This window comes from Streptomyces sp. NRRL S-1813 (genome assembly GCF_000719605.1).
Taxonomy (GTDB): Bacteria; Actinomycetota; Actinomycetes; order Streptomycetales; family Streptomycetaceae; genus Streptomyces; species Streptomyces decoyicus.
The window spans coordinates 1-15,176 of sequence record NZ_JOHB01000060.1 but is presented as its reverse complement, the minus strand read 5'-3'; the positions used below and the strand labels follow the sequence as shown (position 1 = coordinate 15,176).

The window sequence follows — 15,176 nt, the reverse complement described above, 5'->3', positions numbered from 1 at the left end:
AGGACCCGCGTCACGCCGCAACATCACCCTCGGGCAAGCTCCCGAAAACCGGACGAAGCGAACCCCTGAGCATTGTCAACAACGCTCGTGGGCAATACACCTAGCTGCTGGCCCCGCGTCGCAGTTGCGCCGAAAGATGGTGTTGCAGCGGCTGGCCGACGGCCGCGAGGTCGTGGACGAAGGTGAGCGTGTCCTCGTCGGTCAGGGTGTAGCGGCGGCGGGTGGCGTTGACCTCCTTGGCGGTGGGGGCGAGAGCCACCTCATGGGTGGTGAGGTCGACCACGCCGTCGTCGGCACGGCCGACCGAGATCTCCGCGATGCCGGTGGGCTGGGTGATCAATGCCTCCACCCGCCCATCGGGCTGTAGCCGCCACCAGCCGCTCTCCCGGGCCGACGGCCGCAGCGGGGTGTCGTCCGCATCGAGCAGCCAGGCGCGCGCCTCGTAGTGGAGGAAGGGACGCCCGTCGTGGCTGAAGGTGACCTCCTGGGCGTACGTGAACTCCTCCGCCAGCGTCGGGTACCCGCCACGGCCCCGGCCGACCCAGGTGCCCAGGAGCCCGGTCACCGGCGCGAGCAGTGCGTGCGGCGCAGGTGCTTGGTCCGGTCGCAAGGCGTCGGGATACGGGTGCTTCGGGGTGTGGTCGGACATGAAGTGCGCTCCTGGGTCGAGGCCGGTACCGGGTGGAAGCCTAGGGCGTCGATCCACCGGCCCGCCTGGCAGCGGAGGGCGTGGGCAACTCACTTGCCCGGTCCGGCAACCGTGAGGCGCCTGGCCCGCCCCTATCCGTTCAGCAGACTGCGGAGGTGGTTTGCGACGGCCACGGGCTGTTCCGTCGGCGCATCGTGCCCGGACATCACCTCTGTCAGGCGGCTACCTGTGATGCCTTGCGCGAGAGCAGTGGAGTGGTCAGGAGTGACGAGGATGTCGTTGGACGCGGCGATCACGAGGGTGGGAACGCTGAGCTCTCGTAGTTCGGCCCGGACGTCGATGCGCAGGGCGAGGTCGGTGTGCTGCCGCGTGCCGGGCGGCAGAGCGGCGGCGGTCTCCCTGGCCAGACGGTCGAGCTCGGAGCGGAGCCCGGCCGCCCTACGAGCCCCCGTTGATGACCGCCCGCTCCACCGCGCCGTCCTCGACGCGCCACTTCTTGAGGATCTTCGCGTACTCGCCGTTCCTGATGAGGCGGTCGAGGGCTTCCCGTACGGCGTCGCGCAGGGCCGTATGGGTCTTGGCGACCGCTACACCGTAGGGAAGGGGTTCGAGCTGCTCGCCGCTGACTTCGAGGGCGGTGCCGCCTGCGCGGGTCGCGGCGGTGTGGACCGCGACCGGGAAGTCGTCGAGACAGGCCGTGGACCGGCCCTTGGCGACATCGTCGTAGACCTCAGCCGGTGAGTCGAACTCCCGGATCTTCACCTTCTTGGTGACCTGCCGGTTCACCTCGTCCAGGTAGTCACGGGCGAGCGTGCCGCGCTGGACGGCGACGTTCCTGCCGGACAGGTCCTCGGGGGCCTTGACGCCCTCCGGGTTGCCCTTGCGGACGACGAGCACCAGCCCGGCCTCGAAGTAATCGACCAGATCGACGCCGTTGCCGGTCTTCGTGCCGTCCGTGCGCCCCTCCTGACGCTCCTTGGTGTCGGCCATCGCCGACATGACCAGGTCGAAGCGGTTCACGTGCAGGCCGGTGAGGAGGGTGTCGAAGGCGGCGTTCACGAACGTGACGCGCAGGCCCAGCTCACGGCCGAGGGCGTTCGCGAGGTCGACGTCGAGACCGGCGGGCCGGCCGTCCCTGACGAACTCCATGGGCGGGTAGGCGATGTCCGAGCCGATGGTGACGATGCCCTTGTCGCGCAGCTCTTTCGGCAACCGGCCGGACGGGCTCCCGATGGCTGAAGGGTTCCCGTCCGGCTTGGAGCCGCCGGACGGTTTCCTGCTGCCGCCGGGCTTGCCCCCGGCGCTCGTGCTGCCGCCGTCCCCGCCGTCCGGCTGAAGCGTCCAGGCCAGGGCCCCGCCACCGACTCCGACCCCGACGACGGACAGCGCGGCGAGCACACGGCGTCGGCTCGGCCCCGGGGACGCGGGCTGCCCAGGGGACGCGGGTTGCCCAGGGAGGTGCGGAGGCCGGTTCGGCGGGACGGCGTACGGCCCCAGTGGCGGAGCGGAGCTATGGCGCTCCTGCGGCGGAGTGGCGAGTGCTCGGCCATACCCGTCCGGGGACGGAGTCGCGAAGGCCGGTCCGTACTCGCCCGGGGACGGAGTAGTGGCGGGCTCCGGAGGCGCGGGGGTGTCCGCGGGCGGCGGGACGGCGTACGACGGCGGGGCCGGTGCACCGTCCGCAGTCGTACCGGTCGGCAGTTGGTCGTAGGGAACGTCGGCGGGCCCCTCGGCCGGGGGCCGCAGCGCGAACATGTCCGGGGACCGGGGGTCGCTGAGCTGCGCGGACAGACGGCGGAGCGGTACGGCGACGGGCTCCGGCAGCCAGTCACCGTAGGGGCCAGGTGCGCCCACCCGCTCCATGAGGGCGGGCAGAGCGGGCCGCCTTCCCGGCTCCTTCGCCAGGCAGGCCGCCGCCAACTCCCTCAGGCCGTCAGAGAGTTCATCGAGCCGCGGCTCCTCGTGCACGGTGCGGTACATGAGGACCTGCGGATCGGCGTTCCCGTAGGGGCCGCCGCCCGTCGCCGCGTACACGATCATCCCGCCCAGCGCGAACACATCCGCCGCGCCCGTGACCTTGGGACCCGTCATGACGAGTTGCTCGGGCGCCATGAATCCCGGGGTACCGAGGGCGGTGCCGGTCGTCGTCAGGGCGGTGTCGGCGGCGGAGTGCGCAATGCCGAAGTCGATGACGCGCGGGCCCTCGGCGGTGAGCAGGATGTTCGACGGCTTGAGGTCGCGGTGCACCAGCCCGTGCGCGTGCACCGCCGTCAGGGCGTGCAGCAGGCCCGCCGTCAGCAGTCGCACCGCGCGCTCGGGCAGCGGCCCGCAGTCGTGCACGGCATCGGTCAGCGAGACACCCGGCACGTACTCGGTCGCCATCCAGGGCACGTCGTCGTGCGGCGCGGCATCGACCACCGGCGCCACGAACGGTCCGCCCACCTGCTGGGCGGCGGATACCTCACGGGCGAAACGAGCACGGAAGCCCCGGTCGTCGGCGAGTTCGGAGCGCGCGGTCTTCACCGCCACCGGCCGCCCGTCCGCCGCGCGGCCGAGATAGACCCGTCCCATGCCGCCGCCACCGAGCAGCCCGATGATCCGGAACGGGCCGATCTGCTGCGGATCATGCTTCGCCAGCGGTCGCACCCATACCCCCACCCGTGCCAGCAGTTGTCTCGACACCATTCTGCACGGGCCCGCCTGCTCCGACGGAAGCCTTACGGCGGTGGCCCGGCGGACGCCACATCCGCGGAGTCACGCGACTCCCGCTCCCGTCCCCGGCCCCGCTCCCTTCCCCGGCGCCCTCCGCCGCCGCGAGGTCGTATCTGGCACGCACGTCGTGCGGCACGACACCCCGGTGCTTTCAGCGCGCGGGCGTCACGGTCAGCGGCGCACACGCACCTCAGCCGGTCTCCCGGCCGTCGCCCCGCACACGGCATGCACCTGGGGATCTGGGGACGGCGGACATCTGATGCCGTCTGACGCCGTCTGACGCCGGTTGCCCGCCACACCATGACCCGACCGGCGGAACACGTCGGCGCCGAGGACGGCGTCCTGGATACCGCCCGCACGATCGCCCACGTCAGCGGGGATTCCCTGCCGATCCGCGGCACCGAAACCCTCTCGACCGGTGGCAGGCGCAGGCGACCGCCGAACCGGGTGGTCAGTGCGACGTGCCGGTCCACTCGTGTCGCGTCCGGCGGCGTTTGGGAGTGGAGTGGGAGTGCACGCCCGTGAGCTGGAACATGCGCCGGCCGCGGGCGCGCCACACATCGCCGAGACCGACAGCACAGCGACCGAGGAGCTGCATCATGCCTGCTGGGGCGAGCAAGAAACGCGAGCGGCAGTACGAGCACATCAAGGAGAACGCCAAGGATCACGGGGTCTCCGAAGGCCGCGCGAAGGAGATCGCCGCGCGTACCGTCAACAAGGAACGTGCACGCTCCGGCGAGGCCAGGTCCGCGAGCAAGACCTCCACCCGGGACCCCAAATCCGCCCCGCAACGCGGCGGCGAACGCTCCCACAGCGGGTCTCAGGGCCCCACCAGGGACCAGTTGTACGAGGAGGCCAGGAAGAAGAACGTCGACGGCCGCTCGTCCATGAACAAGGAGCAGCTGCGCAGGGCCGTCGGACGCTGACCCCACCCGCGATGTCGGCCGTTTGGCCGCTGTGGAGTGTCACCGCGGACAGCTCCGCTGTCGCGGGCCTGCCGGAGGGCAGAATGGCCTGATGAGGGTGTTGCCGGTGTTGTCCCAGGTACGCCGTTGGGTTCCCGCCGTGGTGATCGCTCTCGCGGCGTTGGTAGATCTGCTGACACCTCCTTCGGTGTCGTCCACTCCCCTGCTGGCCGTGGCGCCGGTGACGGCAGCTTCGCTGCTCAGCCCGGCGGGCATCATCGCCATCGGCATTACGGCGATGGCGGTGCAGGCGGGCCTGGCATTCGTCGACGGGTCCTATGCCTGGCAGGGCGACGCGGCCGTCCAGATCACCCTGGCGGCCGTCACCGCACTCGCCGTCGGCCTGAACCGGTCCCTGCGCACCCAGCACGTCAGCGCCAGCCGGGCCCGCTACGCCGCGGAGGTGGCCCAGCGCGCCGTGCTGCCCACACCTCCGAGCCGGCTGGGGGACCTGCGGATCGCCGCCCGCTATGTGCCGGCCGAAGACATGGCGCTGATCGGCGGCGATCTCTACGTGATGCAGGAGACGCCGTTCGGGGTGCGCGCCATGGTCGGCGATGTGCGGGGCAAGGGCCTGTCGGCCGTCACGGCGGTCAGCGTCGACATCGGGGTCTTCCGCTACGCAGCCGACCACGAGCCCGACCTGCCCGCGCTGGTGAACTGCATGGAGGAGGCCCTGCTGCGCGAAAGCCAGCGCCGGGAGGGCCTGGACGCGACCGAGGGGTTCACCACAGCGCTGATCGTTCAGTTCTCCCCTGACCTGGACCAGGTCCATATCGTCAACCGCGGCCATCCCGCCCCTCTGCTGCTGCACGCGGACGGCCGAGCACGCGTACTGGCACCGGAGGAGGAAGCACCGCCCCTGGGCATCGCAGCCCTGGGGCCCTGGACGTCACCGGTGGAGACGCACCCGTTCCCGCCCGGGTCCATGCTGTTGTGCTTCACCGACGGCGTCACCGAGGCCCGCGACCCTGCCGGCACCTTCTACGACCCCGCGCAGCGGATCCCCCACATGGTGCAGTCCTATCTGCGCCAGACCGGCCATTTCCCGGAACCCTCGACGGTCCTCGACCTCCTGGCCCGCGACGTCAGCCGCCACAGCGGCGGCGCCCCCCAGGACGACCAGGCGCTCCTCGCCCTGCACCGGCCCCCGCCGCAACAGGATCTCCTCGCCCGGCCCCTCGGACAGTAGCTACCGGCCGCCGAGCTCCTGGGCGCAGCGTGGGCGCCGTGCGGCCTGCGGCGCCATGCGGCCGGCGGCCCTCTGCGGTCAGGTCGGCGACGCTCTGCGGATCCGGGCCCCCTGCGGACCCGGCCGCCTGCGGGAACGAAGAGGGAAGGGTCCACTGACACGAGGGTTTCCCAGCAGCCTGGATGAGCCGCCCGGGGGCAACGGCCGGCGTGACTTCCCGGACGGGAGGGCCATCGGCGTGCTGTCCCGTGGCACACGCGAGCCGCACACCCTGACTCAGGGCGGATCGAAGTAGAAAGTCCGCATGCATGACAGTGACCAGTCGGCGGCCACCGGGCCTGATCCGGTGCTGTGCGACCTGTGCGGAGTAGCCGCCCCTCCGGCCTCACAGCTCTTCAGCCTGGTGCCGGACTCTTCCGTCCTCCACCCCTACGATCCGGAGCAGGACGGCCTGCGACGACTCGTGGCCTGCGGCCCCGATCACCTCGGCGAGCTCCGGCAGCAATACCGGCAACGTCCGTACGTCAAGGAAGAACTCTGGGCCGGCAAAATCGCCCGTGCCCTCGGCTCCCAGCCGGATCTCGATGAAGAAGAGCTGGCCGAGGTAACGGGCCTGGACTTCCTTCAGATCGAGCGCACCCTGACCTGGGAAAGCGAACGCTTCCTGAGCGATCAGACCCCACCGGGCGATCACGAACGGCCAGGAGACACCCCCGGCACGACGGACGGCAAAGGCGCAGGCTGACGCCGGCCACCGGCCTCTTCACCACGTATCTACGTCATTGCCGCCACCGGCAGCGTGCTCTCACCGACCGCGTGCACCCACCGGCACTACCGAGCTCGCAAAGCCAGGGCCGTCCGGTCGGACCGGGGTGATTCAGGCCTCGGTCCGGACACCTTGCGGCCTCCGGAATATCGACGCCATCGACGCTTCCGTCCGGCAACGCCGCTCGCTGCGCGTCCAGTTCGGGGGGCCGAGCACGACGCTCACACGGGCCGGTTCGAAGGTCCACGGGCCGGCCGAACCGCTCCGTCTCAGTTCGTCCGACGGGACCTGGGGGAGACGTTCGCGGCGCGGGAGGAGGTGGCAGGCATCTCGAACTCGTCCTCCAGGTCGGCTTCGACGTAATTGTCCCCGTAGGCCGGTTCGATGAAGACGTTGGCGTAGTCGGGCTTTGCGGGACGAGGGAAATGGGCAGCGACCTCGTTGTGCTGCTGCGGTGCTGAAGGGGACATGAGGTTCCTTGGTGTTTTGCGGCTGAAAGCGGTGGTCAGGCTGCGATGGGTGGCTCGGTCGGGCCCACCTCGACGAGGGTCTGGATGCGGCGCGGGCCGGCCAGCACGTCGGGGCCGATGCCGCCCAGGTGTCGGCGAGGTGCAGCTTCGCCGACGTGGCCGTGGAGACGATGCTCTCGGGCCCGTCCGGTGGGACGTCGTACCGGGTGTCAGTGTCGGCGAGGGGCTGTGAATCGCTCCAGATCCTCTATTCGATGATCATGTTACGTGATCGGGCTCGGCAAAGCGCGTCAGACGACGCATGGGGTGAGCCCTCCCACGTTCGGATGGGCGGACCGCAGGCCCGGTGCTCTCCGCGCGAGTGACTTCGCGAGGCGTTTCGAGGAGGCGGCCCTGGTGAGGGTAGCGCGGGAGACGCCCGTGGAGGGCATCGGCGGTCAGACTGTTTCCGGTGCCGTGGTAGCAGCGTAGTGCTCGGCGATCTCGTCGCTGGTCGTGAGCCACACCCCTGGGTGGTTGGCGATGTACTCGAGCGCCTGGTCCAGGTACCTGTGCCGGAAGGGCTGGTTGATGACGAACTGGTGCAGGACCAGCGACATCACGCGGCCGCTGTCCTTCGCATCGTCGTAGAGCTGGTCGAGCTGATCTTTGACGAGCTGGAGGAAGTCCGGACCGCTCAGGCTCTTGCCGACGAACAGTTGGACGTCGTTGACCTCGATGGAATAGGGCACGCTCAGCATGCCCGGCACGTTCAATCGGTAGGGCTGATCGTCGTTGGCCCAGTCGAGCACGTAGTCCAGGCCCAGCTCGGCGAGCAGCTCGGGCGTGCGGAAGGTCTCGGTGAGCGCCGGGCCCAGCCAGCCGCGGGGCTTGCGTCCGCTCGCCTTCTCGATGGTGCCGATCACCTCAGCCAGGTAGGAGCGCTCCTCTTCAGGGGACATACCGGCCTGGAGGATGGAGTTGTTCTTGCCGTGGGCGGCCCAGACCCAGTCCCGGTCCCGGCCCGCTCGGATGATCTGCGGGTAGCGCTCGGCAACGTCGGAATTGAGCATCACACTTGCGCGCATCCGGTGCCGGTCGAGGCTCTCGATCAGCCGCCAGATGCCCACCCGGGGCCCGTAGTCGCGCCAGCCGTAGTTCAGTGGGTCGGGTGCCAGGGCCTTGGTATCGGGAAAGATGCTCGTCGAGGGGCGGTCGATCCGGTAATGCTCAACGTTCAGCCCGACGTAGAAGGCGATCCGGGCGCCGTTCGGCCAGCGGATCGGTTCGCGCTCGATGATGGGGCTGTAGTCGAAGAGTTGATTGTCCATCAGTTCTCATCTCGTGACGGTTGAACACTGCGGTTGCGCAGTGGGGTTGGGCACTGGCGTTCAGCGCTGCGATGGGCACCTGTGGGATTCGGTGGGGCCCTGCGGGATGCGGTGCATGTGTATCGTCGAACCCTCACATTGATGAGAACGTCAATGCGGTGATATGTGAGGTGGGCCATATGCGCATCGGAGAACTGTCGGACCGCACCGGCACCCCCCGCCGGCTGTTGCGCTACTACGAGGAACAGGGCCTGATCGCCGCCGGTCGCAGTGCGAACGGCTACCGTGACTACGACGAACGCTTCGTTGACCGGGTCCTACAGATCAGAGGGCTGCTCAACGCCGGACTGCCGACGCGCATCATCAAGCAGATCCTGCCCTGCCTCGACAAACCCCGGGCCATCTACTTCCCCGATGCCACACCGGAAATGATCGCCACGCTGACACACGAACGGGACAGGATGACCGACCGCATCCGGTGCCTGACCCGCAACCGTGACGCGATCGGCGAGTACCTCGACGCGGTGGTGGACTACAACAGTGCCGACGCCGAGGTCGGAGCACTCGCAGAGTCGTCATCCGACAGGCCCTAGCAGCCTGGTGCACACCGATCCGGTTCAAGGAAGGCGGGCCCACACCCCGATCGGTGCCGACGAGGCGGAACCGGGCGCCGGGTCGTTAGCGGGACATCAGCCGGGCGTGAGCCAAACGCCAGCGGGCCCGGCCAGGCTGGTGTCACAGCGGGAAAGCGACTCCGCGAGGCCCGCACGATCACACGGGGGAACCTCAACATGCGCACATCAGGTCGTCCCAGGCGTCCACCGGCACCGGACACGGCGCTTCCGGTTCCGGCTCGCAGGCCGGCTTCGGCAAGGTGACCACCGTCGGGTCTCCTCCCCGCTGTGTGGGGCGTCAGCCGGTGCCGTAGTGATCCGCGACAACGGTTTTCGGTGGGCATTCAGCCCTGTTCATGCGCCCCGGCACGGCAACACCGGTTTTCTATCGGTTAGTTGGTATACAGGAGCAATGTCACACTTACCCGCACTACACGGAGTGGCCCACCTCCGGCTGCTCGGTCCCGTCGAACATGTTTCGGCTGACGGAACGGCAGGACGGCCCGGAGCGCCGGGCCCACAGGCCGTGCTGGCGGCGCTGGCGCTCCGTGCGGGGACCCTGGTGACCATCGACCAGCTGGTGGACGGTCTGTACGACGATGATCCGCCTGCCTCCGCCCGCCGAGTGATCGTGAACTACGTCCATCGGCTGCGGACCTACCTCGACCGTGCGCACGCCGCGGGCGGGGAGGGTGGCGCCGCGGCAGGTGGAGACGGTGGGGCCACGGTCATCGGGACCATGGCGGACGGCTACATCCTGCGACTGCCGGCCGAGCGTGTCGACGCCCTGCTGTTCGGCCAACTTACGCTGCGGGCCAGGCGTGCGGCCGCGCAGGGCGATGCCGCCTACGCCGCATCCGTCCTGAAGGGGGCGCTCGGTATGTGGCAGGGCCCGGCGCTGGCCGGGCTCCCCGGGCCCTACGCACAGGAACAGCGCCGGGCGCTGGCCGAACAGCGGGCCTCGGCAACGGAGCACCACCTGGAGCTGTCGCTGGCGTGCGGGCGGCACGAGGAGGTGGTGCCGGAGATCCTGTGCGCCCTGGAGGCCTATCCGTACCGGGAGCGGCTGCACGGTGCGCTGATGCTGGCCCTGTACCGGTCGGGGCGGAGCGCCGATGCGCTGCTGGCCTACGATCACGCCCGCCAGGTACTCGCGGACGAGATGGGCATCGATACGGGCCCCGCCCTCGACGAGCTGCACGCCGCGGTTCTGGCGGGTGACCGGACTCTGTTAGCGGTTCCTGATACGGCGAGCGTCGCTGCCGCCCCGGCCGACGTGCAGGTGCGGTCGCCCGTCCCCGCGCTGGGGGTGCCCGCCCAGTTGCCGGCCGTACCGTGCGACTTCACCGGGCGGCACGAGGAGGTCTGCACGCTGGTCGCCGCGCTCAGCGGGCATGCCGCACACCCCGTCGCGGTCATCACAGGGATGGGCGGCGTCGGCAAGACCGCACTGGCGCTGCGCACCGCGCATGCGGTCACGGGGTCCTTCCCCGACGGCCAGTTGTACGCCGAACTGCGCGCACCGTGCGGAGCCCCTGGTGACCCGGCCGACATTCTGGCCGGTTTCCTGACCGCACTGGGCGTGCCGCATGAGCGCCTGCCGGCTTCGGTGAGCGACCGCGCGGCGCTGTTCCGCACCCTGCTGTCGGACCGTGCCGTGCTGGTGGTGCTGGACAACGCCGCCGGCGTCGCCCAGGTCGAACCGCTGCTGCCCGGCGCCGACCAGTGCGCGGTACTGGTCACCGCCCGTGCGCTGGCGGCGCTGCCGGCCGCCGTCAAGGTGTCACTGAAGGGCCTCGAACCCCACGATTCCGTGGAGCTGATCGGCAAGGTGGCCGGTATCCGGCGGATCGAGGAGGAGCCGGACGCCGTCGCGGCACTCGCCGCCGCCAGCGGCTATCTGCCGCTGGCGCTGCGGGCGATCGGCGCTCGGCTCGCGCTCCGGCCGTCCTGGCCCGTCGCCACACTGCTGTCCCGGATGTCCGACCAGGCCAGACTGCTCGGCGAACTGCGGGTGGGTGAGCTGACGGTCGAGGCGGTGTTCGAGCAGTCGTACGCCCAGCTCTCCCCGCAGCGGGCCCGGGCATTTCTGGCATTGTCCCTTCCGCACTGCGTCGAGTTCGGTGTGAAGGGTGCCGCCGCGGTTCTCGAACTGCCGGAGCGGGAGGCGGAGGACGTACTGGAAGCCCTGGTCGACGCGGTACTCCTGGAAACCCGCGCACCGGGCCGCTACCGCTACCACGATCTGGTCGGGGCGTACGCGCGGGCGACGGCCCGAGTGGCGCTGACCGAGGAGGAGCGCCGCCAAGTGATGCGCCGGGCGGCCGACTTCCTGTGTGCCAGTGTCGCCGGAGCGGTCCTGGCGACCCAGCCGCTCGGCGGCCGGCTGACCGCTGAGCTGCGACCCCGGCGGTCGGCGGGTGAGGATGTGGGGACCGGTCAGGAGGCGATGCGGTGGATACGGGGCGCGCTGCCCACCGTGGCCGCGGTGGCGGAGCAGGTGGCCGGCAGCGGAGACCCGGAGGCGGTGGCACTCGCCGTCGACGGGCTGATGCTGGCCCCCTGCTTCGAGGAGACCGTGCCCCTCGGGACACTGGCGCCGGCGGCCACCGCTCTGGTGCGGTCCGCGGTGGCATACTGCGACGAGGACGTGGTGGGCACGGCTCATTACGCGGCCGGGGTGATCCTCAAGAAGCACTCCTCGCTCGACTGCCTCGACCGCTCACGGGCGCACCTGCTCAAGGCGCTGGAGATCTTCGGTGATTCTCCCGCACCCGCCGATGGCCACCGGCCCTTCCTGACGGTTCTCTTCACCCATGCCATGCTGGCCCAACTCGATGCCATGCGCGCCGACTTCACCTCGGCCCGCGCCCATGCGGAGCGGTCGGTGGAGATGGCGGTGGTCACCGGCGACCAGGGGCTGGTCACACGGCGGCGCACCCTCCTGCTCCAGATCCGCGCCCAGGACCCCGACGGCAGGAGGAACCTGGCCCGGATCCGCGAGCAGTGCCGGGAGCTGGCCGGTCTGCTGACCTGCGGCAATGACGTGAAGTGGCTGATCCGGGTGATGACGACGGAGGCAGACACCCTGTTGTACGGCGGCCGACCCGCACAGGCGGCCGCGCTCTACCGCCAGGTGTTGCAACGCACCCGGACCAGCGGCCATGCCAGGAACGAGACCGAGTGCCTGTACCGGCTCGCCGAGGCACTCCTGCTGACCGGGGACACCCATGCCGCCGTCGACCATGCGCGGCAGGCCCTGCAAGGCGCTCAACTCGCCCAGGAACACTTGCTGATGGCGCGCAGCCACCAGGCTCTCGGCAGGTCCCTTCAGGCCGTCCGGGCCGAGCAAGAGGACGGGGAAGCGGCGGATCATCTGGAGAAGGCCGCGGAACTGTACCGGGTTCTCGGTCTCCATACGGGTTCCCGGGCTGCCGTCGGTCACTGACCTCGTCCCGCCCGGACACCGCTGGGTGTCCGGGCGGGACGCGATCAGCTGCGCCGTGTGCGACCTCACTCCCTGTGCCCGGCCAGCCAGTTGGCCAGCACCGGGCCGATCTGCGCGAGCTGCTCGGGGCGGGTGAGCTCGCCGTGCGTGCCAGGTACGGGCGTGACGGCGAGCCGGCCCGTCACGTGGGGCCGCCACGCCTGCGGCAGCCGCATGCCCGGGGCCCAGCCCTCGGTGGCCTCGAAGAACAGCACATCACCCCGGAACGAGCGCGGAACGAATCCGCTCTGGAGGCGACTGTTGCGGGCGAACACCCGGACCATGGCCGCCAGGCCCTGTTCCCCGAGCAGGGCGAGCGGGCCGGCCGTGGAGTCCGCCTGGTGCCCGAGGGAGTCGAACAGGGCCTGCCTCAGTTCTCCCGCGTCCTGTGCATCGTTCCCGTCCGTCCCGGGTCCGCTCTTCTTCGCCCTTCCCTTGCCGTGGCCGTCGACGGTCACGCTCGACGGGTAACTGTCCATCAGTACGAGCGAGTTGACCTGCTGTCCGGCCTCCTGGAGCCGTACCGCCATCTCATGGGCGACCACCCCGCCGAAGGACCAGCCGAGGAGCGAGCAGGGGCCGTCCGGCTGTAGCGACCTGATCTGCGCGAGGTAGGCCTCCACCATCTCCGTCATGCTTTCCGGAGCCGCATCGGGCTCGGTGAGCCCGTGTGCCTGGAGGCCGTACACGGGCTGGTCGGGTGCCAGGTGGCGGAGCAGCCCGGAGTACACCCAGCTGATTCCGGCCGCCGGGTGGACGCAGAAGAGCGGCTCGGGGGGTGTGGCGCCCCGTGTGCGGGACGGCGTGGCCGCCCGGCGTACGGAGCGCAGCGGGAGCAGGACGGCGAGGGAGTCGTCGGGCGTGTCCTGCGAGAGCCGGTCGGCGAGTCCGGCGACGGTCGGGGCATCGAACAGGGTTCTGATGCCCAGCTCGGCGCCCAGCACCGAACGCGCCCTGGCGATCAGCCGGGTGGCGAGCATCGAGTGGCCGCCCAGGGCGAAGAAGTCGTCGTCGATGCCCACTTCGGGCACCCCGAGGACCTCGGCGAACAGCCCGCACAGCAGCTCCTCGCGCACCGTTCGCGGGCCTTGGCGGTGCTCCGCCGTCCCGTCACCCGGTGCCGGCAGCCTCCGCCGGTCGAGCTTTCCGCGCGAGGTCAGCGGCAGGGCATCCAGGAACAGGATCGACGACGGCACCATGTGGCGGGGCAGCGACGACGTGGCGAGGCGGCGCAGCTCCCGGGCGTCCGCCCGGTCCTGCTCCGTGGGAACCACATAGGCCACCAGCTTGCGCTCCCCCGGCCGGTCCTCCCGGACGATCACGCTCACCTGGCGGACCGCGTCGTGTCCGGCTAGCACCGACTCCACCTCGCCGGGTTCGATCCGGAAGCCGCGGACCTTCACCTGGTCGTCGGTGCGGCCCACGTATTCCAGGACACCGTCGGCGCTCCAGCGCGCAAGATCCCCGGTCCGGTACATGCGCTCCCCCGGCGCTCCGAACGGGCAGGCCACGAACCGCTGTGCCGTGAGCCCCGGCCGGCCCAGGTAGCCGCGGGCCGTACCCGCCCCGGCCAGATACAGCTCGCCGACCACCCCGGCGGGCAGGGGCCGCAGGCCCGCGTCGAGCACGTACATACGGTTGTTGCCGATCGGCCGGCCGATCAGCGGGCGCTCGTGATCGGCCGCCGCGCCGTGCGAGACGTACACCGTGCACTCCGTCGGGCCGTAGGTGTTGAAACCCTCGGTCCCGGAGGTGGCGCGGAGTTCGCTCCACAGCGCCTGGTCTACGGCCTCGCCGCCGAGCTCGACGATGCGCGGTTGCGAGGGCTGCCCTGCGGACAGCATGCCCGCCGTCATCAGCTGCCGGCAGTACGTCGGCGAGATCTCCATGTAGTCGATGCCCGCGGCGCCGATGTACTCGGCCATCGCCTCCGGGTCGCGGCGGACCTCGTCGTGCACGAGGTGCAGTTCATGGCCGCCCAGCAGCCACAGGACCGGTTCCCAGGAGGAGTCGAAGGTCAGCGGTCCGGTCACCAGGGCACGGAACCGGTGGTCCCCGGCGGCCGCCACCTGAGGCGCGAACACCGCGAAGTGGGCGTGGAACAGGTTGCTGAGATTGCGGTGCTCCACGGCCACCCCCTTCGGCCGGCCCGTCGAACCCGAGGTGTAGATGACATAGGCGAGATGGTCCGGGCGCAGCGGTACGGGCCGGTCCGCAGGGTGCGGGTCGACCGGCGCGTACCGGCTGAGGGACTGACGCGTGGCGGGGTCGTCGAGAACCAGCACCTCAAGAGAGGGTTCGGTCCCCGGCCGGAGCCGGGTCACGTTCTCCCTGTCGGTCAGCAGGAAGGACGGCGCGGCGTCCGCCAGCATCAGGGCGATCCGGTCCTCGGGGTACTCCGGGTCCATGGGCACGTAGCAGCAGCCCGCTTTGAACGCGGCCAGCAGCGCGACGATGTGCTCGCCGGCCCGTGGGAGCAAGGTGGCCACTCGCTGTTCCGGCCGGATGCCCTGGCTGATCAGCAGCCACGCCAGCCGGTTCGCACGCGCGTTCAGCTCACGGAAGGTCAGGGTGCCGTCGGCGTCGACCACCGCGGTGGCATCGGGGCTGTTCCGTACCTGCTCCTCGAAGATCTCGTGCACCGGCCGGTCGTCCGGCAGCGGAAGAGCGGTGTCGTTCCACCGGGAGAGGATGCGGACCCGCTCCTGCGGGGAGAGCAGTTCCATCGCTCCGATGGGAGTGTCCGGGGCGGCGCCGGCGGTGGTGAGGAGGCGCAGCAGCCGCTGGGTCAGGGCCTCGGCGGTGGCACGTTCGAACAGGTCGGCCGAGTAGTGCAACAGGCCGTCGACACCGCCGGGGCTGCCGTCGGCGCCGTGCCGTTCGGTGAAGGTGAAGTCGAGGTCGAATTTGGTGGGGGCGGTGTCGAGGGGGTGGGGGGTGATGGTGGTGCCGGGGAGGTCGAGGGTGCCCTCGGCGTTGTTCTGGAGGACGAGCATGGTCTGGAAGAGGGG

General features: G+C 70.5%; 10 protein-coding genes. 5 read left to right on the top strand and 5 right to left on the bottom strand.

All coding sequences use genetic code 11. The features are described 5' to 3' along the window. Positions 1–100: 100 nt before the first annotated feature. Together IF67_RS0137775 and IF67_RS0137770 are read right to left on the bottom strand one after the other, a co-directional pair. On the bottom strand, positions 101–649 hold the full coding sequence (locus tag IF67_RS0137775; protein ID WP_030993482.1) for an FABP family protein: 549 nt from the start codon (positions 647–649) through the stop codon (positions 101–103). A 438-nt stretch (positions 650–1,087) separates the two neighbouring features. Next, positions 1,088–3,334 (bottom strand): bifunctional serine/threonine-protein kinase/transporter substrate-binding domain-containing protein, encoded by a 2,247-nt coding sequence (locus IF67_RS0137770; RefSeq protein ID WP_078889885.1) that lies wholly within the window; start codon positions 3,332–3,334, stop codon positions 1,088–1,090. 626 nt (positions 3,335–3,960) lie between these two features. Here IF67_RS0137770 and IF67_RS0137765 point away from each other — a divergent pair. The 3 genes from IF67_RS0137765 to IF67_RS44515 all read left to right on the top strand — a co-directional run bounded on the left by IF67_RS0137765 (position 3,961) and on the right by IF67_RS44515 (position 6,263). Then, entirely contained in the window at positions 3,961–4,287 is a 327-nt protein-coding gene (locus IF67_RS0137765; protein WP_030993478.1) for a hypothetical protein, read from the top strand. Positions 4,288–4,378: 91 nt separating this feature from the next. Continuing rightward, on the top strand, positions 4,379–5,518 hold the full coding sequence (locus IF67_RS0137760; RefSeq protein WP_199812853.1) for a PP2C family protein-serine/threonine phosphatase: 1,140 nt from the start codon (positions 4,379–4,381) through the stop codon (positions 5,516–5,518). 304 nt (positions 5,519–5,822) lie between these two features. Then, positions 5,823–6,263, top strand: a complete 441-nt coding sequence (locus tag IF67_RS44515; protein ID WP_199812852.1) for a hypothetical protein — start codon at positions 5,823–5,825, stop codon at positions 6,261–6,263. A gap of 290 nt (positions 6,264–6,553) precedes the next feature. Here IF67_RS44515 and IF67_RS0137750 read toward each other — a convergent pair whose 3' ends face one another. Both IF67_RS0137750 and IF67_RS0137745 read right to left on the bottom strand, forming a co-directional pair. Next, complete coding sequence (locus IF67_RS0137750; protein ID WP_030993472.1) at positions 6,554–6,754, bottom strand: hypothetical protein; 201 nt, start codon at positions 6,752–6,754, stop codon at positions 6,554–6,556. Between the two features lie 437 nt (positions 6,755–7,191). Then, positions 7,192–8,064 (bottom strand): polysaccharide deacetylase family protein, encoded by an 873-nt coding sequence (locus IF67_RS0137745; RefSeq protein ID WP_030993471.1) that lies wholly within the window; start codon positions 8,062–8,064, stop codon positions 7,192–7,194. Positions 8,065–8,243: 179 nt separating this feature from the next. Here IF67_RS0137745 and IF67_RS0137740 point away from each other — a divergent pair, with 179 nt between their 5' ends. Together IF67_RS0137740 and IF67_RS40660 are read left to right on the top strand one after the other, a co-directional pair. Then, positions 8,244–8,657, top strand: a complete 414-nt coding sequence (locus IF67_RS0137740; protein WP_051819083.1) for a MerR family transcriptional regulator — start codon at positions 8,244–8,246, stop codon at positions 8,655–8,657. 433 nt (positions 8,658–9,090) lie between these two features. Beyond that, positions 9,091–12,126 carry an AfsR/SARP family transcriptional regulator gene (locus tag IF67_RS40660; RefSeq protein WP_051819081.1) on the top strand — a complete coding sequence of 1,012 codons (3,036 nt, stop codon included), beginning with the start codon at positions 9,091–9,093 and terminating at the stop codon, positions 12,124–12,126. Between the two features lie 65 nt (positions 12,127–12,191). Here IF67_RS40660 and IF67_RS0137730 read toward each other — a convergent pair. After that, positions 12,192–15,176, bottom strand: a 2,985-nt coding sequence (locus IF67_RS0137730; RefSeq protein WP_030993465.1) for a non-ribosomal peptide synthetase, incomplete at its 5' end; no start/stop codon positions are given.